Source organism: Variovorax sp. GW821-FHT10C12 (assembly GCF_059415405.1).
The window spans coordinates 165,023-183,249 of the sequence record NZ_JBWKNE010000002.1 but is presented as its reverse complement, the minus strand read 5'-3'; the positions used below and the strand labels follow the sequence as shown (position 1 = coordinate 183,249).

The window sequence follows — 18,227 nt, the reverse complement described above, 5'->3', positions numbered from 1 at the left end:
CCGTGGGCTCAGGGGTCACTCCGGGTACCCCGCCGGCGGGGTGAGCAGCCCCATGGCGGCGGCCCCGGGACGGGCCGCCTAAAATGCCCGGTTCCCGGACGCGGCCCCTGGCCGCCTCCACGGGCCCCGCGCCCCTTCCGTTCGTCACTCCCGAAAGCGCCCTCCCCGATGTCCGCCCCGCGCAAGCTCTTCGTCACCACCGCCCTGCCGTATGCCAACGGCAAGTTCCACATCGGCCACATGATGGAATACATCCAGGCCGACATCTGGGTGCGGAACCAGCGAATGAATGGTGCCGACGTCAACTTCGTGTGCGCCGACGATGCGCACGGCGCGGCCATCACCATCGCGGCCGACAAGGCCGGCGTGACGCCGCAGGCCTTCGTGGCCGAGATCGCCGCGGGCCGCAAGCCCTACCTCGATGGCTACCACATCGCCTTCGACAACTGGCACTCGACCGACGCGCCCGAGAACCACCAACTGGCGCAGGACATCTACCGCGACCTGCGCGCCAACGGCCTCATCGAGACCAAGAGCGTCGAGCAGTTCTACGACCCGGCCAAGGGCATGTTCCTGGCCGACCGCTTCATCAAGGGCGAGTGCCCCAACTGCCACTCGAAGGACCAGTACGGCGACAACTGCGAGGTGTGCGGCGCGGTGTACGCGCCCACCGAGCTGATCAACCCGTACTCGGCGCTGTCGGGCGCCAAGCCCGAGCTGCGCAGCTCGGAGCACTTCTTCTTCAAGCTCTCGGACCCGCGCTGCGAGGCCTACCTGAAGGAATGGACCGCCGCCCCCGGCCACGTGCAGCCCGAGGTGCAGAACAAGATCCGCGAGTGGCTCTACAAGGACGACGAAGGCAAGGGCGGCCTGGGCGACTGGGACATCAGCCGCGACGCGCCCTACTTCGGCATCGAGATCCCCGATGCGCCGGGCAAGTACTTCTACGTGTGGCTGGACGCGCCCGTGGGCTACCTCGCGTCGCTCAAGAACCTGCTGGACAAGCGCTGCATCGAACTGGGCGGCGACGGCATCTCGTACACCGAGTACATGGCCGACCCCGAGCTGGAGCAGGTGCACTTCATCGGCAAGGACATCATCACCTTCCACACGCTGTTCTGGCCCGCGATGCTGCATTTCAGCGGACGCAAGGCGCCCAACGCCGTGTACGTGCACGGCCACCTGACGGTGAGCGGCGAGAAGATGAGCAAGAGCCGCGGCACCGGCATCGACCCGCTCAAGTACCTGTCGATCGGGCTCGATCCCGAATGGCTGCGCTACTACATCGCCGCCAAGCTCAACGGCCGCAACGAGGACATCGACTTCAACCCCGACGACTTCGTGGCGCGCGTGAACAGCGACCTCGTGGGCAAGTACATCAACATCGCCAGCCGCGCGGCCGGCTTCATCGGCAAGCGCTTCGGCGGCCAGCTCGGTGCGGTGTCGGCCGACGGCCAGACGCTGCTGTCGACGCTGCGTGCCGCGGCCACGCAGGTGCAGTCGCTGTACGACGGCCGCGACTACGCCCGCGCGCTGCGCGAGGTGATGGCGCTGGCCGACAAGGTGAACGAGTACGTCGACCAGAACAAGCCCTGGGAACTGGCCAAGAAGGAAGGCGCCGAAGCGCGCCTGCACGACGTGTGCACGGTGTGCATCGAAGCCTTCCGCCTGCTCACGCTGTACCTGAAGCCGGTGCTGCCGGCGCTGGCCGTGAACGTCGAGGCCTTCCTGAAGATCGCCCCGCTGACCTGGGCCGACGCCGCGCAGGCCCTGCCGGCCGGCCACGCCATCGGCGACTACAAGCACCTGATGCAGCGCGCCGACCCCAAGCAGGTCGACAAGCTGTTCGACGTGCCCGAAGCCGCCGCTGCCGCGCCCGTCGCCACCGAAGCGCAGGAGCTGCCCGGCGGCGAAGCCATCGCGCCGACCATTACCATCGACGACTTCGCGAAGATCGACCTGCGCATCGCGAAGATCGTGGCCTGCGAAAAGGTCGAGGGCTCGACCAAGCTGCTGCGCCTGACGCTCGACGCGGGCGAAGGCAAGACGCGCAACGTGTTCAGCGGCATCGCCTCGGCCTACCAGCCGGAGCAACTGGTCGGCAAGCTCACGGTGCTGGTCGCCAACCTCGCACCGCGCAAGATGAAGTTCGGCGTCAGCGAAGGCATGGTGCTGGCCGCGAGCCACGGCGACGAAAAAGCCCACCCGGGCATCCACGTGCTCGAGCCCTGGGCGGGCGCGACGCCGGGCATGCGCGTGCGCTGACCCGAAGACAGACGAAAAGAAGAACTAGCCGAACTTGTTGTTCAACACGAGGTCGGCGAACACCTTGCCGCCCACGGAGATGTGGTCGCGCATCGCCTCCGCGGCGTTGTCCGCGTGGCCTTTCAGAATCCACTCGACCACCCGTTCGTGCTCCCGCTGTGAAGCGGCGAGCCGGCCGGGCTTCTCGAACATCCGCCCACGGTAGGCCGAGATGCGCAGCCGCACGGTCTGCGCCTGCTCCACGATGAAGGGGTTGCCGCTGGCGCGGTAGATCACGTCGTGCAGCGCGGCGTTGGCCTGCTGGTAGGCCTCGGCGTCGTCCGCCTGCGCCTGGGCGGCGGTGCCGGCCAGGGCGCGCAGCAGCTCCTCGCGCAGCGCCGGGCCGATGCGCAGCGCGGCCAGCCGCGCCAGCACGCCTTCGAGCTCGCCGAGCGCTTCCATCATCGCCACCAGTTCGTTCGCCCGCAGCTGGCGCACGTAGATGCCGGTGCGCGGAACGATGTCGACCAGCCCGCGCGCACTGAGCAGCAGCAGCGCCTCCCGCACCGGCGTGCGCGAGGTGTTGAAGCTCAGGGCCAGGGCCTTTTCGTCGATGGCCATGCCGGGCGACAGCACGCCGCCCAGGATGTCTTGTTCGAGTCGGGCGCGGATGCGGTCCTGCAGGCTGTGGGTGTCGAGGGTTTTCGCGGGTTGCATGGCGATCTGGATATTAGCTAACCTTACAGATATATCAATTCATCTGTTTGGTACATCAATGTCTCCCACCCTCGCGATCGACGGCCACGTGGCCTACCTGACACTGCACCGTCCCCAGGCCGCCAACAAGCTCACGCCGGACGATCTTCCTGTGCTGATCCAGCATGTGGACACAGTGAACCGCACGCCCGAGGTGCTGGTGCTGGTCCTGCGCGCCGAGGGCAAGTACTTCTGCAGCGGATTTGATATATCAGAGGTGGCCACCCAGAGCCAGACCGAAGGCCGCAGCTTCGGCGAGATGGTCGATGTGTTCGAAAACTGCCGCGCCGTCACCATCGCGGCGGTGCATGGCGGCGTGTACGGCGGCGCGACCGACCTCGTGCTGGCCTGCGATTTCCGCGTGGGCGCCCGCAGCGCCGAGATGTTCATGCCGGCCGCCCGGCTCGGCCTGCACTACTACCAGAGCGGCATGGAACGCTACGTGTCGCGGCTGGGGCTGGACACGGCCAAGCGCCTCTTTCTCACCGCCGAGAAACTCGACGGCGCCGCCATGCGCGACTGCGGCTTTCTCACGCAGCTGGTCGACGACGCCGCCGCGCTCGACACCGAGGTGCAGCGCCTGCGCACCGTGCTCGCCGGCATGGCGCCGCTGGCGCTGCTGGGCATGAAGAAGCACCTGAACCAGATCGCGCGCGGCACCGCCGACGCCGCCGCGATCTCGCGCGAGGTGCAGCGCACCGTCGCCTCCGAAGACCTCGCCGAGGGCGGCCGGGCCTGGCGCGAGAAGCGCACGCCGGTGTTCCAGGGCCGCTGAGCGCGCCCGCCCTTCCCTACACAAGACCCAGGAGACAAACCCATGAAGCAAGAACTGCGAGCCCTCTCGTTCGCCGCCGCCGCGCTGCTGGCCTCGGCCGGCGCACTGGCCGACACCTATCCCTCGCGCCCGATCACGTTGCTGGTGGGCTTCCCCGCCGGCGGCGGCGCCGACACCGTGGCGCGCATCGTCGGAGACAAGCTGGGCAAGCTGCTCGGCCAGCCGATCGTCATCGACAACAAGCCAGGTGCCGGCACCACCATCGCATCGGACCAGGTCGCGCGCGCCGCGCCCGACGGCTACACGCTGCTGCTGGGCAGCGCCAACCTCTACGGCAGCGACAAGCTGCTCTACAAGAGCGTGAAGTACGACGGCGCGAAAAGCTTCGTGCCGATCTCGCGCTGGAGCTCCGCGCCGATGCTGCTCGCGGTGAACAAGGACGTGAGCGCCAAGACCGTGCAGGCGCTGATCGCCGAGGCGCGGCAGAACCCCGGCAAGCTGGCGTACTCGTCCTCGGGCGCGGGCGTGGTGACGCACCTGGCGGGCCTCTCGTTCGAGAAGGCGGCCGGCGTGCAGATGCTGCATGTGCCGTACAAGGGCGGCGCGCCGTCGATCCAGGCCGTGGCCGCGGGCGACGTGCAGCTCACCTTCGGCACGCCGCCCTCGGTGCTGCCGATGGCGCAGGGCCAGAAGCTGCGCGTGCTGGCCGTCACCTCGGGCCAGCGCTCGCCGCTCTTTCCCGACGTGCCCAGCGTGGCCGAAGCCGGCGTGAAGGGCTACGACTACACCTTCTGGTTCGGCCTCTTCGGCCCGGCCGGCCTGCCGCCGGAGGTGGCGCAGAAGCTCTTCGACGCCAGCGTGGCGGCGCTGAACGACCCCGAGGTCAAGGCGCGGATGGAGAAGTCGGGCAACGAGTCGGCGCCCTCGAAGTCGCTGGCCGAATTCCGTGCCTGGGCCCTGGCCGAAGGCGCGAAGTCGAAGGAACTCACCGAGCGCTCGGGCGCGAGCGTCGAATGACCCCGCACGCACCCAAGGCAGGCCCGCTGCAGGGCTTCACCGTCATCGACCTCACGCGCGTGCTCGCGGGCCCGTACTGCACGCTGCTGCTCGCCGACCTGGGCGCGCGCGTCATCAAGGTGGAACAACCCGGCCTGGGCGACGACGCGCGGCAGATCGGCCCCTTCGTCGAGGGCGAATCGGCCTACTTCATGTCGGTCAACCGCAACAAGGAGTCGATCGCGCTCGACCTGAAGGCACCGGCCGACCGCGCGGTCTTCGAGCAGCTGCTGGCCACGGCCGACGTGCTGGTCGAGAACTTCCGGCCCGGCACGATGGAGAAACTGGGCTACGACTGGCCGACGCTGCACGCGCGCTTTCCGAAACTCGTGTTCACCTCGGTCTCGGGCTTCGGCCAGACCGGCCCGTACAGCAGGCGCCCCGCCTACGACATGGTGGTGCAGGCGATGGGCGGCATCATGAGCCTCACCGGCCACCCGGGCGCGCCGCCGACGCGCGTGGGCGTGTCGATCGGCGACCTGGGCGCCGGGCTGTACGCGGCCATCGGCACGCAAGCCGCGCTGCTGCAGCGCGGACGCACGGGCGTAGGCGACCGGGTCGACGTGGCCATGCTCGACTGCCAGGTCGCACTGCTCGAGAACGCGATCTCGCGCATGGAGGCCGAGGGCCGCGCGCCGGGGCCGATCGGCTCGCGGCACCCGTCGATCACGCCCTTCGACGTGTTCCGCGCGGCCGACGGCTGGTTCGTGATCGCGGCGGGCAACGACGCGCTGTTCCAGCGCCTGTGCACCGCGCTCGAGCTGCCCGCGCTCGCCGGGGACGCGCGCTTTGCCACCAACCCGGCGCGCTGCCAGCACCACGAGGCGCTCAAGCAGCTGCTCGAAGAGCGCCTGTCGACCGCGCCCTGCGCGCATTGGCAGGCGCTGCTGATGCAGCACAACATCCCCACGGGCGACTACAACGACGTGGCCGCGGTGGTGAACGACCCGCAGGTGCAGGCGCGCGAGATGCTGGTGCAGGTGCGCACGCAGGGCGGCCAGCCGCTCACGGTGGCGGGCAACCCGGTGCACGTCGGCGGGCTGCGCACGCAGGTGCGACGGCAACCGCCGCGGCTGGACCAGGACCGCGAGGCGATCCTGGCGTCGCTCGCCCGATCCAGCGCGGCGGGTGCAGAATCCGCCCATGCAACGCAGTGACCGCCTCCGCCCCCTCGTCCTTTCCGCGCTCGGCCTCGCGAGTGCGCTGCAGCTGAGCGGCTGCGCGGTGGTCAGCGTCGCGAGCACCGCTGTGAGCGTGGGCGCCGGCGCGGTCGGCCTCGCGGCCGATGCCGCCATCGGCACCGCGCGCATCACCGGCAAGGCCGTGGGCGCGGCGGCCGACGCGGTGATTCCCGACAGCAAGGACTGACGGCCGTTCAGCGCGGCAGGCCCAGCGCCGCGAGGTGCGCGGGTGTGTGCTGTGCCTTTTCCTTGCGCACGAAGGCCGAGCGCAGCGCCGCGTGCGGCTCTGCCGGATCGAAGAAGTTGCGCCGCATGTGCGCCAGTTCCTCGTCGCGGTACGCCTGCAGCGGCTTGACTGCCTCGTCGTGGACACGCGCCGCCTGCTTGTCCGCCAGGCGCGCAGCCAGGTCCGGCGATGCCGCCAGTTGCGCGGCCAGCCGGCCGACCTCGTCCCCCAGTTCTTCCGGCGCGGCCTGCAGCACGCGCTGCGCCAGGCCCAGCGCCACCGCGCGCTTGGCGCTCACGGGCAGCGCCGACTGCGTGAGCCGCGCGGCCTCGTCGGCGCCCACGCGGCGCGGCAGGCTGTAGGTCCAGTATTCGGAGCCGTGCAGGCCCATGAGGGTGTAGTGCGGGTTGAGCACCACGCCGTCGCGGCACCACACCTCGTCGGCCGCGAGCGCGAGCATCACGCCGCCGGCCGCGGCATTGCCGCCCAACGCGGCCACGGTGAGGCGGTCGGTGGTCGTGAGCACGGCCTCGACCAGGTCGTTCATGGCGTGGATGTTGGCCCATGACTCTTCGGCCGGATCGGCCGCCGCCTCGATCACGTTCAGGTGGATGCCGTTGGAGAAGAAGTCGCGCAGCCCGCCGAGCAACAGCACCGAGGTCGGCCGGGTGCAGGCGAAGCGGTAGGCCGCCAGCAGACGCCGGCATTGCGCGGTGCTCATGGCCCCGCCCGCGAACGAGAAGTTCAGCACGCCGACCGGCCCGTGCTCGCGGTAGCGGATGTCGGTCCACGTGCGGCGGCCAGCGGGCAGCTCGAGCGGCGCGGCCACCTCGGGCAAGCCGGCGGGCAGCCGCGCGCCCAGCGCCTCGACGGCCGGCAGCTTGTAGCTCGGCAAACCGGAACCCGGTTCGCGCCAGGGCCGCAGCTGGGTGAGCCAGACCGCGCCGTCGACGGTGGCGCGGCAGACGGCGCCGGCGCGGGTGGCGATCAGTTCGCCGGGCGTGCCGCGCAGTTCGTCCTCGGCATGGCCACCGTGCAGGTACCACGGCGCGCCCAGCAGCTCGTCGAGCACGCCGGGCTGCGAATCGGCCGCGCGCAGCTGCCGCAGCACCGATTCGGTGGTCTGCGTGGCCCAGTCGATGCGGCGCTCGGCCTGCTTCATGAAGGGCCGCCAGCCGGCGGCGAGGTCGGCCGCCTTCTGCCGCTTCGGCTTGTAGGTGCCCGAGGCGAAACGCTCGACGGCCAGCAGCACGGCGTCGACGGCGGCATCGGCCACCTCGCCGCGGTACAGGTCGCTCTTGCCGGCCTGCGGCGGCACCTTCAGCGGCGACCAGGCCCAGACATCGCCCGCGTCCATCTCGGCCACCGCCTCGAGCACGGTGACGCCCCAGCTGTCGACGCCGCCCTGCAGCGTCCGGTCGAGCGAGGACGGGCCGCGGTCGCCGGGCGGGCCCGGATGCACGATGAGGCAGGTGTGGGCGCGCCAGACGTCCTCGGGGATCGCCGTGGTCAGCATCGGCGCGACGATCAATGCCGGCGCGTGCTGGCGCACGGCTTCACGCAGCGCCTCGTCATCGCCGAGCGCCAGCACGATGCCTGCTGTGTGGCCCCGGTCCTGGAGCTCGGCCAGCACGCGCTGCGTGAGGCTGTTGAACGCGCTCGCGACGAGCAGGATGTGCATGGGCGACCTCATTGACGTTTGTTTCAAGACGTCAAAAATGTATCTTTCAGCCTCGCCGCCGATAAGCTGACTGAAAGTACTCACCGCCGGGACATCGCGGGGCCGCCGCGACGGCCGGGCCACAATGACCGCACATGTCGTCGCCGCTGAACCTCACCCGCTTTCGCCCCCGCCTGCTGGACACGATGGCCGGCTACGACCGGGGGCGGTTCCTGGGAGACCTCGGCGCGGGCGCCACGGTGGGCATCGTGGCGCTGCCGCTGGCCATGGCCTTTGCCATCGCCTCGGGGCTCAAGCCCGAGGCCGGCATCTGGACGGCGATCATCGCGGGCTTCCTGATCTCGCTGCTGGGCGGCTCGGCCGTGCAGATCGGCGGCCCGGCGGGCGCGTTCATCGTGATCGTCTACGGCATCGTCGAGCGCTACGGCGTGGCCAACCTGCTCATCGCCACCGCCTGCGCGGGCGTGCTGCTGTTCATGGCGGGGCTGTTCGGGCTCGGGCGGCTGGTGCGCTTCGTGCCGCTGTCGATCGTGGTGGGCTTCACCAACGGCATCGCGGTGCTGATCCTGCTGTCGCAGCTGAAAGACCTGCTCGGCCTCACGGTGGAGCGCATGCCGGCCGACGTGTTCTCGCAGCTGCACGCCATGGCGCTGCGGCTGGACACCTTCAACCCGCACGCCTTCGCGCTCGGGCTGGCCTGCGTGCTCGGGCTGTTGGCGTGGTCGCGGCTGTTTCGCGGCGACTCGGCGCTGGCGCGCGCGGTGCAGCGCGTGGGCGGGCGCTGGGTGCAGACGCGCCCGGTGCAGATCGTCGGGCGCATCCCGGGGCCGATCGTCGCGCTGGTGTCGCTCACGCTGGTGTCGTGGGGCTTCGCGCTGCCGGTGGAGACCATCGGCACGCGCTTCGGCGGCATTCCCGAGGGTGTGCCGGCCTTCGCGTTGCCCGACTTCTCGTGGGAGACCGTCAAGCAGCTGGTGACGCCGACGCTGACCATCGCGCTGCTCGGCGCCATCGAGTCGCTGCTGTGCGCGCGCGTGGCCGACCAGGTCAGCGGCCAGCCGCGCCATGACCCGAACCAGGAGCTGATGGCGCAGGGCATCGCCAACCTGGTCGCGCCCTTCTTCGGCGGCATGCCGGCCACGGGCACCATCGCACGCACCGTGACCAACATCCGCTCCGGCGGCAGCTCGCCCATCGCGGGCATCGTGCATGCGGTCACGCTGCTGGTCGTGGTGCTGCTGGCGGCGCCGCTGGCGCGCCATGTGCCGCTCGCGGTGCTGGCGGGCATCCTGGTGTTCGTAGGGCTGAACATGGGCGAATGGCGCGAGTTCACGCCCGGCCAGCTGCGCCACTTCAGCCGCCACTACCGCCTGCTGATGCTCGGCACCTTCTTCCTCACGGTGGTGTTCGACCTCACGGTGGCGGTGCAGGTGGGCATCGTGCTGGCGTGCGCGCTCTTCATCCGGCGCATGAGCGGGCTGTTCAGCGTCGAACTCGTGACGCTGCAGCCGCCGGTGCTCACCTACCGGCTGTACGGCGCCATGTTCTTCGGCGCGGCGGCCAAGCTCGACGAAGCAGTGAACGCCGCGGAGCGCGCACCGCGCAGCATGACGCTGGTGCTCGACGCCACGCACCTGATCTACATCGACGCCACCGGCGTCGATGCGCTGCGGCAGCTGCACCGGGCGGTGCTGGCGCGCGACGGATTGCTGCGCATCGAGTCGCTGCAGCCGCAGCCGCTCGAGGTGCTGGAGCGCTCGGGGTTCGCCGAGGAGCTGACCTCGGGCCGGCCCGCAACGACCTCCTAGGCGAGGCTCGTCAGGCCTGCGCGGCCTCGCCGCACACCAGCCGCGCCATCTGCACCTTGCTCGTGACGCCGAGCTTGGCGTACACCTGCCGCAGGTGGTGACGCACCGTCGCCGGGGAACTGTCGAGCCTGCGGGCCACCATCTTGTAGCTGTGGCCCTCGCCGAACAGGCGGGCCACCTCGGCCTCGCGACGGCTCAGCACCGCCAGGGCCGATACGCCGGGCGCCGGCGTCTCCCGCAGCCGCAGCGCCTGCGCCGAAACCAGGTGAGGCATCAGCAACTCCAGCAACGTGTGCTCGCGCGCGCCGAAGCTCGCGGCTTCGCGGCCGTACAGCGACAGGTGCGTCCACCACGGCGAATCGGGCGCGTGCAGCATCACGCTGAGCACCCGGTCAAGGCGATGGTCCGAAGCGAAGGCGCGCAGCGAGCCCACCGGCGGCAGCTCGTGCGACGCCATCGCCATGCCATGGCCCGGTCGTGCCATCACCGCGGCCACCATCGGATCGAGGTGGCGCACACGGCACCAGTCGGCCACGAAATCCGGCGCCAGCCCGCGCGTGTGGCCGTCTCTCGGCTCGAGCCGTCCGGCGGCGAACACCGAGCGGCCGAACCAGGCGGCGTCGAACGCAATGTGGCCGGCCAGCCAGTCCAGCAGCCCGCCGGCGGCCGATGCCTCGGGCGCGGCGGCCCGCGGATACAGGTCGAGCAGCAGCGCGCCGAGCTGTGCGGCCGGAATGCACGACCCCGAAGAAGAACTGCTGTGCGCCATGCGGCGCGATCTTAGGGGCCGCCCGCTCGCGGGCGGTTGCGGAGATTCCCGCATCGTTCATCTGAACGACTGCCGCCGCCGGACACCCCACCCTACGCTGCACGGCGTTCCCACCTCACACACGAACAGGACACCGTTGCCATGAACCTCGCCGACTACAGCCGCCTCGACGCCACCGGGCTGGCCGAATGCATCCGCCGCAAGGACATCAGCGCCGCCGAAGCGCAGCAGTGCGCGCGCCAGGCGGCGACCGCGCTCAACCCGCGCATCAACGCCATGGCCGAGCTTTTCGACGCCCCGCTGTCGCACGACGCGCAGGGTCCGCTGGGCGGCGCGCCCTTCCTCATCAAGGACCTGGTGCTGCAGGCCGAGGGCGTGCGCTGCCAGGCCGGCAGCCGGCTGTTCGGCGACGGGCTGCCGGCTGCCGCAGACAGCGCGTTGATGGCGCGCTTTCGCCGCGCCGGCCTGGCCACGCTGGGGCGCACCTGGACCCCGGAACTCGGCTTCAACGCCACCACCGAGAGCGCCCTCGGCGGCGCGACGCGCAACCCGTGGAACCTGGCGCACAGCGCGGGCGGCTCCAGCGGGGGCTCGGCCGCGGCGGTGGCCGCCGGCATCGTGCCCATGGCGCACGCCAACGACGGCGGCGGTTCGATCCGCGTGCCCGCCGCCGCCTGTGGCCTGATCGGGCTGAAGTCCAGCCGCGGCCGCATCAGCGCCGGCCCGGGCTACGGCCAGCCGCTGATGGGCCTGGGCATGGAGGGCGTGGTCTGCCGCACCGTGCGCGACGCCGCCGCCGCGCTCGACCTCATGCACGGCCCCGAGCTGGGCGATCCGTTCCTGATGGCCGCGCCCGCGCAGCCCTACGCACAGGCCATCCGGTCGGCGCCGCGCCGGCTGCGCATCGCGGTGAGCACGCAGTTCCCGGGCACGCAGCCGGCGGCGCAACCCTGCGTCGACGCGGTGGAGGCAACGGCGCGCACGCTCGCCGGTCTCGGGCATGCCGTGGAATGGGCGACGCCGTCGTATGCGCACGAGGCCTTCTTCTCGGCCACGCGCACCTTCTGGTCCTCGTTGCTGGCGGCCGGCGTGGCGGGCGCGGCGCAGGCGCTGCAGATGCCGCTGGAGAAGGCGCTGGGCCAGGTGCAGGCCTGCACCCGCGCCACCGCCGAGCACGGGCTGCGCCTGAGCGCGCTCGACCTGGAACTGGCGCTCGCGCAGATGAATGCGGTCTCGCGCGAGGTGGCGCCCTTCTTCGCACAGCACGACATCCTGCTCACGCCGACGATGCGCACCCCGCCCGTGGCGCTGGGCTACCTCGACCAGGACGACCCCGCGCGCGATGCACAGGGTTTCTTCGACCACCTGTTCGACTACGCGACCTTCACGCCGCTGGCCAACCTCACCGGCCAGCCGGCGATCTCGCTGCCCCTGGGGATGGCCGGCGACCTGCCGATCGGCGTGCAATGCATGGCGCCCATGGGCGACGAGGCCACGCTGCTGCAGCTCGCCGCGCAGCTCGAGCAGGCCATGCCCTGGGCCGCGCGGCGCCCGGCGCTGCACGCGGCGGCGCTGTAGGCAGCGCGCTCAGGGCGCCTCGGTGCCCCGGTCGGGCGACGAGCCGCTGCGCACCACGCGCTGGTCGTCGTTCAGCGTGGCGGTGAAGACCATCGACGAATTCGGTGGCTGCACCCAGCGCCATTCCCATTCGGTCTCGCGCTTGAGCGCATAGGGCGTGACCTTGGCCGGCTTGCCCAGCAGCTTGCGCAGGTCTTCCATCATCATCCCGGGCTGCACCTTGGCGAAGTTCTCGGGCGTGAGCACCTGGCGCAGCGCGCTCATCTTGCCGTCGGCACCGATGGTGATCATGTAGTTCTTCTGGCCCTGCGGCTGGCGGTTGAACTCCAGCACGCGGCCGTTGGGCACGTCCCAGATGTTCTCGGGTTCGCCGAAACGCGCGCGCACGTCGGCCTCGGTCGAGACGCCCTCTTCGAGCTCGCTGATGCGCTGCGGATCGCAGCCCGCGAGCCCGATCAGCGCCGCCAGCAGTCCTGCCACGAGGCCGATCCGGCCCTTCTGAAATCGTTGCATGCCGTCCCCGGTAAAATTCGAGCGATAAAGGTCCAGTCTATGTCCATCTTCCGCCGCCCCCACTACACCTCCGAGATCACGAACTTCATCGAGGAGATGAAGCAAAAGAAGCCGACGCTGGAATCCGAACAGCGCGCCGGCCGCGCCCTGCTCTGGGACAAGCACCTCGACCGCAGCCTGCTCGAGGAGTACAGCGAAGCGCGCGTGCCGATGCAGCCGTACGTCTACCAGACCCAACCCAAGTGAATGGTGCCCACCCGGCATCCCGCCGCCCAGCCTGCGCGCACAGCTATTAAGTTGATAGCAACCGCCTCATGAGCGCAGACGAGGACAACGGCACGATCGTGGCCAGCATGCCCGAGGTCGTCGACCAGGTCGCCCTGGCCCGGCTCTACGGCGAGCCGCTGTTCGCGATGCCGAAGGACCTGTACATCCCGCCCGAGGCGCTGCAGGTTTTTCTGGAGGCCTTCGAGGGCCCGCTGGACCTGTTGCTGTACCTGATCCGCAAGCAGAACTTCAACATCCTCGACATCCCGATGGCGGGCCTGACGCGGCAGTACCTGAGCTACGTCGACGAGATCCGCCAGACCAACCTCGAACTCGCGGCCGAATACCTGCTGATGGCCGCGATGCTGATCGAGATCAAGTCGCGCATGCTGCTGCCGCCCAAGAAGGTGGCCGACGGCGAAGAGGCCGAAGACCCGCGCGCCGAGCTGGTTCGCCGGCTCATGGAGTACGAGCAGACCAAGCTGCAGGCCGCCGCCATCAGCGCGCTGCCGACCTACGGGCGCGACTTCTGGAAGGCGCAGGTCTACATCGAGCAGTCGATCAAGCCGCGCTTTCCCGACGTCGACGTGGTCGAGCTGCGCGACGCCTGGGCCGACATCATGAAGCGCGCCAAGCTCGTGCAGCACCACAAGATCTCGCGCGAAGAGCTCAACGTGCGCGAGCACATGAGCATCGTGCTGCGCCACCTGCAGGGCCAGCGTTTCGTCGAGTTCGAGAAGCTCTTCGACGTCTCGCGCGGCGTGCCGGTGCTGATCGTCACCTTCATCGCGATGCTCGAGCTCGCGAAGGAGACGTTGATCGACATCACGCAGGCCGAGGCCTTCGCCCCTATTTACGTCCGGCTGGCCTACTCGCCGGCCTGACCCAACCGGTTCCCACGCCTGTGACTTCCGCCGTTCGCGACTTCGATGTCCTCATTGTCGGCAGCGGCCTCGCAGGCCTCTCCGCCGCGCTGCACTTGGCCCCGACCCATCGCGTGGCCGTGCTCACCAAGCGCGCGCTGAACGACGGCTCCAGCGCCTGGGCGCAGGGCGGCATCGCGGCCGTGCTGGCGGCGGGCGACAGCTTCGACGCCCACGTGGAAGACACGCTCGTGGCCGGCGCCGGCCTGTGCGACCCCGAGGCCACGCGCTTCGTGGTCGAGGGCGCGCCGCAGGCCATCGGCTGGCTGCGCGAGCTGGGCGTGCCCTTTTCGGAAGAAGGTGGCGACCTGCACCTGACGCGCGAAGGCGGCCACAGCCAGCGCCGCATCGTGCACGTGACCGACGCCACCGGCGCGGCCGTGCAGCAGGTGCTGATCGAGCGCGTGCGCCGCACGCCCAACATCACGCTGTTCGAGCATCACACGCTGGTCGACCTGGTCACGGGCACCAAGCTCGGGCTGGCCGATCCGTCCTGCCAGGGCCTGTACGCGCTGGACGACGAGACCGACGAGGTGCTGGCCTTCCGCGCGCCGCACACCATCCTGGCGACCGGCGGCGCGGGCAAGGTGTACCTGTACACCACCAACCCCGACACCGCCACCGGCGACGGCATTGCCGCCGCCTGGCGCGCGGGCTGCCGGGTGTCGAACCTGGAGTTCATCCAGTTCCACCCGACCTGCCTGTACCACCCGCACGCCAAGTCGTTCCTGATCAGCGAGGCGGTGCGCGGCGAAGGCGGCCTGCTGAAATTGCCCGACGGCACGCGCTTCATGCCGAAGCACGACGAACGCGCCGAACTCGCACCGCGCGACGTGGTGGCCCGCGCCATCGACTTCGAGATGAAGAAGCACGGCCTGGACTGCGTGTACCTCGACATCTCGCACCAGCCGCCCGCGTTCCTGAAGGAACACTTCCCCAACATCCTGGCGCGCTGCCTGGAGCTGGGCATCGACATCACGCGCGAGCCGATTCCCGTCGTGCCCGCCGCGCACTACACCTGCGGCGGCGTGCTCAGCGACCTGGCCGGCCGCACCGACATCCTGGGCCTGTACGCCATCGGCGAAACCGCCTGCACCGGCCTGCACGGCGCGAACCGGCTGGCCAGCAACTCGCTGGTCGAATGCATGGTGTTCGCGCGCGCCGCGGCCGACGCCATTGCGCAGGCGCCGTCGCGCGAACGCGCCGCGCTGCCCGCCTGGGACGAAAGCCGCGTCACCGACGCCGACGAAGCCGTGGTCATCTCGCACAACTGGGACGAGCTGCGCCGCTTCATGTGGGACTACGTCGGCATCGTGCGCACCAACAAGCGCCTGGAGCGTGCGAGCCACCGCATCGCGTTGCTGCAGGCCGAGATCCAGGAGTTCTACGCGAACTTCCACGTCACGCGCGACCTGCTCGAACTGCGCAACCTGGTGCAGGTGGCCGAGCTGATCGTGCGTTCGGCGCAGGCCCGCCACGAGAGCCGTGGCCTGCATTTCAGTCGCGATTACCCTTCGCTGGCCGAGCCCACCGCACCCACCGTGCTGGTGCCGCCGGTCGACTGAGCCCACCCTTCGTCACCTTTCGATCACCCTCAGGATGCCCGGCCACCGACGCCCGCAGGGAGAAAGCCAACCATGTCGAACACCCCTACCCCACCTACCCCACCGTCCGAAGCCCCGCCCGCCTCGCCCTACGGCACGCTGCCGCCCGCCTCGCCCCCGGCGCAGCGCAAGCCCGTGAGCCTGCCGCGGCTGGCCGACATGCATGCGCGCGGCGAGAAGATCGCCATGCTCACCGCCTACGACGCCACCTTTGCGGCCATGGCCGACGCGGCCGGCATCGATTGCCTGCTGGTCGGCGACTCGCTGGGCATGGTCTGCCAGGGCCTGAACAGCACCGTGGGCGTGAGCCTGGAAGCCATGCGCTATCACACCGACAGCGTCTCGCGCGGCCTGCGCCGCGTGCAGGGCACGACCTGGCTCATCGCCGACCTGCCCTTCGGCAGTTATCAAGAATCGCGCGAGCAGGCTCTTCGTAGCGCCACGGTGCTGATGCAGGCCGGCGCGCACATGGTCAAGCTCGAAGGCGGCGGCTGGACCACCGAAACCGTGCGCTTCCTGGTCGAGCGCGGCATTCCCGTGTGCGCCCACCTGGGCCTGACGCCGCAGACCGTGCATGCGCTCGGCGGCTACCGCGTGCAGGGCAAGGGCGACACCGCCGGCGCGCTGCTCAAGCAGCAGGCCCACGCGCTGCAGGACGCGGGCGCCGCCATGCTGGTGCTCGAGATGGTGCCGGCCGCGCTGGCCGCCGAACTCACCACCGAGCTGAAGCACTGCGCCACCATCGGCATCGGCGCCGGCAAGGCCACCGCGGGCCAGGTGCTCGTGCTGCACGACATGCTGGGCATCAACCTCGGGAAGATGCCGAAGTTCGTGCGCAACTTCATGGCCGACGCGCCGGGCGTGCTGCCCGCACTGCAGGCCTACGTGCAGGCCGTGAAGAACGGCAGCTTCCCCGACGACCGCCTCCACGCCTGGTAAGCACAGAAGGACACCGACCATGTACATCGCCAAGACCATCGACGAACTGCGCCAGCACCTGTCTTCCAGCCAGCGCCCCGCCTTCGTGCCCACCATGGGCAACCTGCACGAGGGCCACCTCGCGCTCGTGCGCCAGGCCAAGCCGCTGGGCGACGCCACCGTGGCCAGCATCTTCGTGAACCGCCTGCAGTTCCTGCCGCACGAAGACTTCGACACCTACCCGCGCACCTGGGACAGCGACTGCGAGAAGCTGCGCGCCGCCGGCTGCGACGTGCTGTTCGCGCCCGACGAGAAGGCGCTCTACCCCGAGCCCCAGACCTGCAAGGTGCACCCCGACCCGGCGCTGGCCGACCTGCTCGAAGGGCACTTTCGCCCCGGCTTCTTCATCGGCGTGTGCACGGTGGTGATGAAGCTGTTCCAGTGCGTGCAGCCGCGCGTGGCCGTGTTCGGCAAGAAGGACTACCAGCAGCTCATGATGATCCGCCACATGGTGCGGCAGTTCGCGCTGCCGATCGAGATCGTGGGCGGCGAGACCTTCCGCGCCGACGACGGCCTGGCGCTCTCCTCGCGCAACGGCTACCTGAGCGCCACCGAGCGCGCCGAGGCCGTGCAGCTGTCGAAGGCGCTGCGGGCCATGGCCGAGGCCGTGCGCGCCGGCGAGCGCGACGTGGCCGCCCTCGAGGCGCGCGCCATGCAGTCGCTCGCGCAGCGCGGCTGGCAGCCCGACTACCTCGTGCTGCGCCGCCGCGCCGACCTGCAGGCGCCGCAACCCGGCGATGCGCTCGTGGCCCTGGCCGCCGCGCGGCTGGGCAGCACGCGGCTCATCGACAACCTCGAAATCGACACCCCGCTCGCCACATGACCTACAGCGTCAAGGAAATCTTCTACACGCTGCAGGGCGAAGGCGGCCAGGCCGGCATGCCGGCCGTGTTCTGCCGCTTCGCCGGCTGCAACCTCTGGACCGGCCGCGAGGAAGACCGCGACACGGCCGTCTGCCGTTTCTGCGACACCGACTTCGTCGGCACCGACGGCACGCTGGGCGGCAAGTTCAAGAGCGCCGACCAACTCGCCGACACCATCGCCGCGCAATGGCCCGCCGGCGACACCGCGCACCGGCTGGCGGTGCTCACGGGCGGCGAGCCGCTGCTGCAGGTCGATGCGGCGCTGGTCGACGCGCTGCACGCGCGGCACTTCCGCATCGCGGTCGAGAGCAACGGCACGGTCGCCGCGCCCGCGGGCATCGACTGGCTGTGCATCAGCCCCAAGGCCGGTGCGCCGTGGGTGCAGCAGCGCGGCCAGGAGCTCAAGCTGGTGTGGCCGCAGGCCGGCATCGACCTCGATGCGATGGCCCGCACCGGCGAATTCACGCACCGCTTCCTGCAGCCGATGGACGGGCCCGACCGGCTCGCCAACACCGAGCTGTGCATCGCCGAATGCATGAAGCAGCCGGTGTGGCGCCTGAGCGTGCAGACCCACAAGATCACGGGCATCCGCTGACGCGGCAGCCCCTTTCAGTTTCGAGTTTCTTTTTTCTGACGATGCGCTTCACCATCAGCCAACGCTTCTTCTTCGACGCTGCCCACACGCTCAAACGCGAGATCGAGGTCGAAGGCAGCCGCCGCATTCACGGCCACACCTACCACGCGGAGGTGTGGCTCGCGGGCGAGCGCGACCCGGTGACGGGCATGGTGATCGACCTGGGCCTGCTGCGCCGCCGGCTCGAGGACGTGCGCGAACAGCTCGACCACCACCTGCTGGACGACGTGCCGGGGCTGCATCCGCCGACGCTGGAGAACCTGTGCGTGTTCATCGCCGACGCGCTGCCCGACCTGCGGCCGTCGCTGGCGCGCGTGCGCGTGTGGCGCGAGGCGCTCGGCGACAGCTGTACGGTGGAGTTCTAGCCGCTG

Annotated in this window: 18 protein-coding genes; 14 read left to right on the top strand and 4 right to left on the bottom strand. The window is 70.2% G+C overall.

The genetic code is table 11. From position 1 onward, the window contains the following. Window positions 1-168: 168 nt before the first annotated feature. Entirely contained in the window at window positions 169-2,265 is a 2,097-nt protein-coding gene (gene metG / locus AC07OH_RS14095; protein ID WP_495301086.1) for a methionine--tRNA ligase, read from the top strand. A 24-nt stretch (window positions 2,266-2,289) separates the two neighbouring features. Here the strand turns inward: metG and AC07OH_RS14090 are convergent, their stop codons facing one another. Next, window positions 2,290-2,961, bottom strand: coding sequence for a GntR family transcriptional regulator (locus tag AC07OH_RS14090; RefSeq protein ID WP_062478945.1), 672 nt, complete (start codon window positions 2,959-2,961; stop codon window positions 2,290-2,292). A 58-nt stretch (window positions 2,962-3,019) separates the two neighbouring features. Here AC07OH_RS14090 and AC07OH_RS14085 point away from each other — a divergent pair, with 58 nt between their 5' ends. The 4 genes from AC07OH_RS14085 to AC07OH_RS14070 are packed head-to-tail and all read left to right on the top strand — an operon-like array spanning window position 3,020 to window position 6,199. Then, the gene (locus tag AC07OH_RS14085) at window positions 3,020-3,775 is read left to right on the top strand and encodes an enoyl-CoA hydratase/isomerase family protein (protein ID WP_390346097.1); all 756 of its coding nucleotides are present in this window, start codon (window positions 3,020-3,022) and stop codon (window positions 3,773-3,775) included. A 42-nt stretch (window positions 3,776-3,817) separates the two neighbouring features. Then, complete coding sequence (locus AC07OH_RS14080) at window positions 3,818-4,792, top strand: Bug family tripartite tricarboxylate transporter substrate binding protein (protein WP_062478940.1); 975 nt, start codon at window positions 3,818-3,820, stop codon at window positions 4,790-4,792. Then, window positions 4,789-5,988, top strand: coding sequence for a CaiB/BaiF CoA transferase family protein (locus AC07OH_RS14075; RefSeq protein WP_495301085.1), 1,200 nt, complete (start codon window positions 4,789-4,791; stop codon window positions 5,986-5,988). The genes AC07OH_RS14080 and AC07OH_RS14075 overlap by 4 nt, the downstream gene beginning before the upstream one ends. After that, entirely contained in the window at window positions 5,975-6,199 is a 225-nt protein-coding gene (locus AC07OH_RS14070) for a hypothetical protein (RefSeq protein WP_495301084.1), read from the top strand. The genes AC07OH_RS14075 and AC07OH_RS14070 overlap by 14 nt, the downstream gene beginning before the upstream one ends. 7 nt (window positions 6,200-6,206) lie before the next feature. On the opposite strand, the gene AC07OH_RS14065 is transcribed toward AC07OH_RS14070, so the two are convergent. Continuing rightward, a complete protein-coding gene (locus AC07OH_RS14065) occupies window positions 6,207-7,919 on the bottom strand; it encodes an enoyl-CoA hydratase-related protein (protein WP_495301083.1) in 1,713 nt (570 codons plus the stop codon). A gap of 134 nt (window positions 7,920-8,053) precedes the next feature. On the opposite strand from AC07OH_RS14065, the gene AC07OH_RS14060 reads away from it, so the two are divergent. Continuing rightward, entirely contained in the window at window positions 8,054-9,727 is a 1,674-nt protein-coding gene (locus AC07OH_RS14060; RefSeq protein ID WP_495301082.1) for a SulP family inorganic anion transporter, read from the top strand. A gap of 10 nt (window positions 9,728-9,737) precedes the next feature. Here AC07OH_RS14060 and AC07OH_RS14055 read toward each other — a convergent pair whose 3' ends face one another. Then, entirely contained in the window at window positions 9,738-10,496 is a 759-nt protein-coding gene (locus AC07OH_RS14055; RefSeq protein ID WP_495301081.1) for a helix-turn-helix transcriptional regulator, read from the bottom strand. A 141-nt stretch (window positions 10,497-10,637) separates the two neighbouring features. Here AC07OH_RS14055 and AC07OH_RS14050 point away from each other — a divergent pair, with 141 nt between their 5' ends. Then, window positions 10,638-12,074 (top strand): amidase, encoded by a 1,437-nt coding sequence (locus AC07OH_RS14050; RefSeq protein ID WP_495301080.1) that lies wholly within the window; start codon window positions 10,638-10,640, stop codon window positions 12,072-12,074. Between the two features lie 9 nt (window positions 12,075-12,083). Here the strand turns inward: AC07OH_RS14050 and AC07OH_RS14045 are convergent, their stop codons facing one another. Continuing rightward, window positions 12,084-12,587, bottom strand: a complete 504-nt coding sequence (locus AC07OH_RS14045) for an outer membrane protein assembly factor BamE (protein ID WP_095743942.1) — start codon at window positions 12,585-12,587, stop codon at window positions 12,084-12,086. 39 nt (window positions 12,588-12,626) lie between these two features. Between AC07OH_RS14045 and AC07OH_RS14040 the strand changes: the two genes are divergently transcribed. The 7 genes from AC07OH_RS14040 to AC07OH_RS14010 all read left to right on the top strand — a co-directional run bounded on the left by AC07OH_RS14040 (window position 12,627) and on the right by AC07OH_RS14010 (window position 18,221). After that, window positions 12,627-12,833, top strand: coding sequence for a DUF3460 family protein (locus AC07OH_RS14040; protein ID WP_070061458.1), 207 nt, complete (start codon window positions 12,627-12,629; stop codon window positions 12,831-12,833). Window positions 12,834-12,901: 68 nt separating this feature from the next. Next, on the top strand, window positions 12,902-13,738 hold the full coding sequence (locus AC07OH_RS14035; RefSeq protein ID WP_056578351.1) for a segregation and condensation protein A: 837 nt from the start codon (window positions 12,902-12,904) through the stop codon (window positions 13,736-13,738). 20 nt (window positions 13,739-13,758) lie between these two features. Further along, complete coding sequence (gene nadB, locus AC07OH_RS14030; RefSeq protein ID WP_495301079.1) at window positions 13,759-15,342, top strand: L-aspartate oxidase; 1,584 nt, start codon at window positions 13,759-13,761, stop codon at window positions 15,340-15,342. A gap of 72 nt (window positions 15,343-15,414) precedes the next feature. Next, window positions 15,415-16,320: a 3-methyl-2-oxobutanoate hydroxymethyltransferase gene (panB, locus tag AC07OH_RS14025; protein WP_495301078.1), complete on the top strand. Its 906-nt coding sequence runs from the start codon at window positions 15,415-15,417 to the stop codon at window positions 16,318-16,320. A 19-nt stretch (window positions 16,321-16,339) separates the two neighbouring features. Then, window positions 16,340-17,182 (top strand): pantoate--beta-alanine ligase, encoded by an 843-nt coding sequence (gene panC / locus AC07OH_RS14020; protein WP_495301077.1) that lies wholly within the window; start codon window positions 16,340-16,342, stop codon window positions 17,180-17,182. Further along, complete coding sequence (gene queE, locus AC07OH_RS14015) at window positions 17,179-17,817, top strand: 7-carboxy-7-deazaguanine synthase (protein ID WP_495301076.1); 639 nt, start codon at window positions 17,179-17,181, stop codon at window positions 17,815-17,817. The genes panC and queE overlap by 4 nt, the downstream gene beginning before the upstream one ends. Before the next feature lie 41 nt (window positions 17,818-17,858). Continuing rightward, window positions 17,859-18,221 carry a 6-carboxytetrahydropterin synthase gene (locus tag AC07OH_RS14010; RefSeq protein WP_062477101.1) on the top strand — a complete coding sequence of 121 codons (363 nt, stop codon included), beginning with the start codon at window positions 17,859-17,861 and terminating at the stop codon, window positions 18,219-18,221. The last annotated feature ends 6 nt before the right edge of the window (window positions 18,222-18,227 follow it).

Bases quoted from the DNA above. Each gene is read 5' to 3' on its own strand.
- AC07OH_RS14080 (WP_062478940.1), top strand. From the start codon at position 3,818: ATGAAGCAAGAACTGCGAGCCCTCTCGTTCGCCGCCGCCGCGCTGCTG.
- metG (WP_495301086.1), top strand. From the start codon at position 169: ATGTCCGCCCCGCGCAAGCTCTTCGTCACCACCGCCCTGCCGTATGCC.
- panC (WP_495301077.1), top strand. From the start codon at position 16,340: ATGTACATCGCCAAGACCATCGACGAACTGCGCCAGCACCTGTCTTCC.
- AC07OH_RS14070 (WP_495301084.1), top strand. From the start codon at position 5,975: ATGCAACGCAGTGACCGCCTCCGCCCCCTCGTCCTTTCCGCGCTCGGC.
- queE (WP_495301076.1), top strand. From the start codon at position 17,179: ATGACCTACAGCGTCAAGGAAATCTTCTACACGCTGCAGGGCGAAGGC.
- AC07OH_RS14010 (WP_062477101.1), top strand. From the start codon at position 17,859: ATGCGCTTCACCATCAGCCAACGCTTCTTCTTCGACGCTGCCCACACG.
- AC07OH_RS14055 (WP_495301081.1), bottom strand. From the start codon at position 10,496: ATGGCGCACAGCAGTTCTTCTTCGGGGTCGTGCATTCCGGCCGCACAG.
- AC07OH_RS14075 (WP_495301085.1), top strand. From the start codon at position 4,789: ATGACCCCGCACGCACCCAAGGCAGGCCCGCTGCAGGGCTTCACCGTC.
- AC07OH_RS14045 (WP_095743942.1), bottom strand. From the start codon at position 12,587: ATGCAACGATTTCAGAAGGGCCGGATCGGCCTCGTGGCAGGACTGCTG.
- AC07OH_RS14090 (WP_062478945.1), bottom strand. From the start codon at position 2,961: ATGCAACCCGCGAAAACCCTCGACACCCACAGCCTGCAGGACCGCATC.
- AC07OH_RS14040 (WP_070061458.1), top strand. From the start codon at position 12,627: ATGTCCATCTTCCGCCGCCCCCACTACACCTCCGAGATCACGAACTTC.
- panB (WP_495301078.1), top strand. From the start codon at position 15,415: ATGTCGAACACCCCTACCCCACCTACCCCACCGTCCGAAGCCCCGCCC.
- AC07OH_RS14035 (WP_056578351.1), top strand. From the start codon at position 12,902: ATGAGCGCAGACGAGGACAACGGCACGATCGTGGCCAGCATGCCCGAG.
- AC07OH_RS14050 (WP_495301080.1), top strand. From the start codon at position 10,638: ATGAACCTCGCCGACTACAGCCGCCTCGACGCCACCGGGCTGGCCGAA.
- AC07OH_RS14085 (WP_390346097.1), top strand. From the start codon at position 3,020: ATGTCTCCCACCCTCGCGATCGACGGCCACGTGGCCTACCTGACACTG.
- AC07OH_RS14060 (WP_495301082.1), top strand. From the start codon at position 8,054: ATGTCGTCGCCGCTGAACCTCACCCGCTTTCGCCCCCGCCTGCTGGAC.
- AC07OH_RS14065 (WP_495301083.1), bottom strand. From the start codon at position 7,919: ATGCACATCCTGCTCGTCGCGAGCGCGTTCAACAGCCTCACGCAGCGC.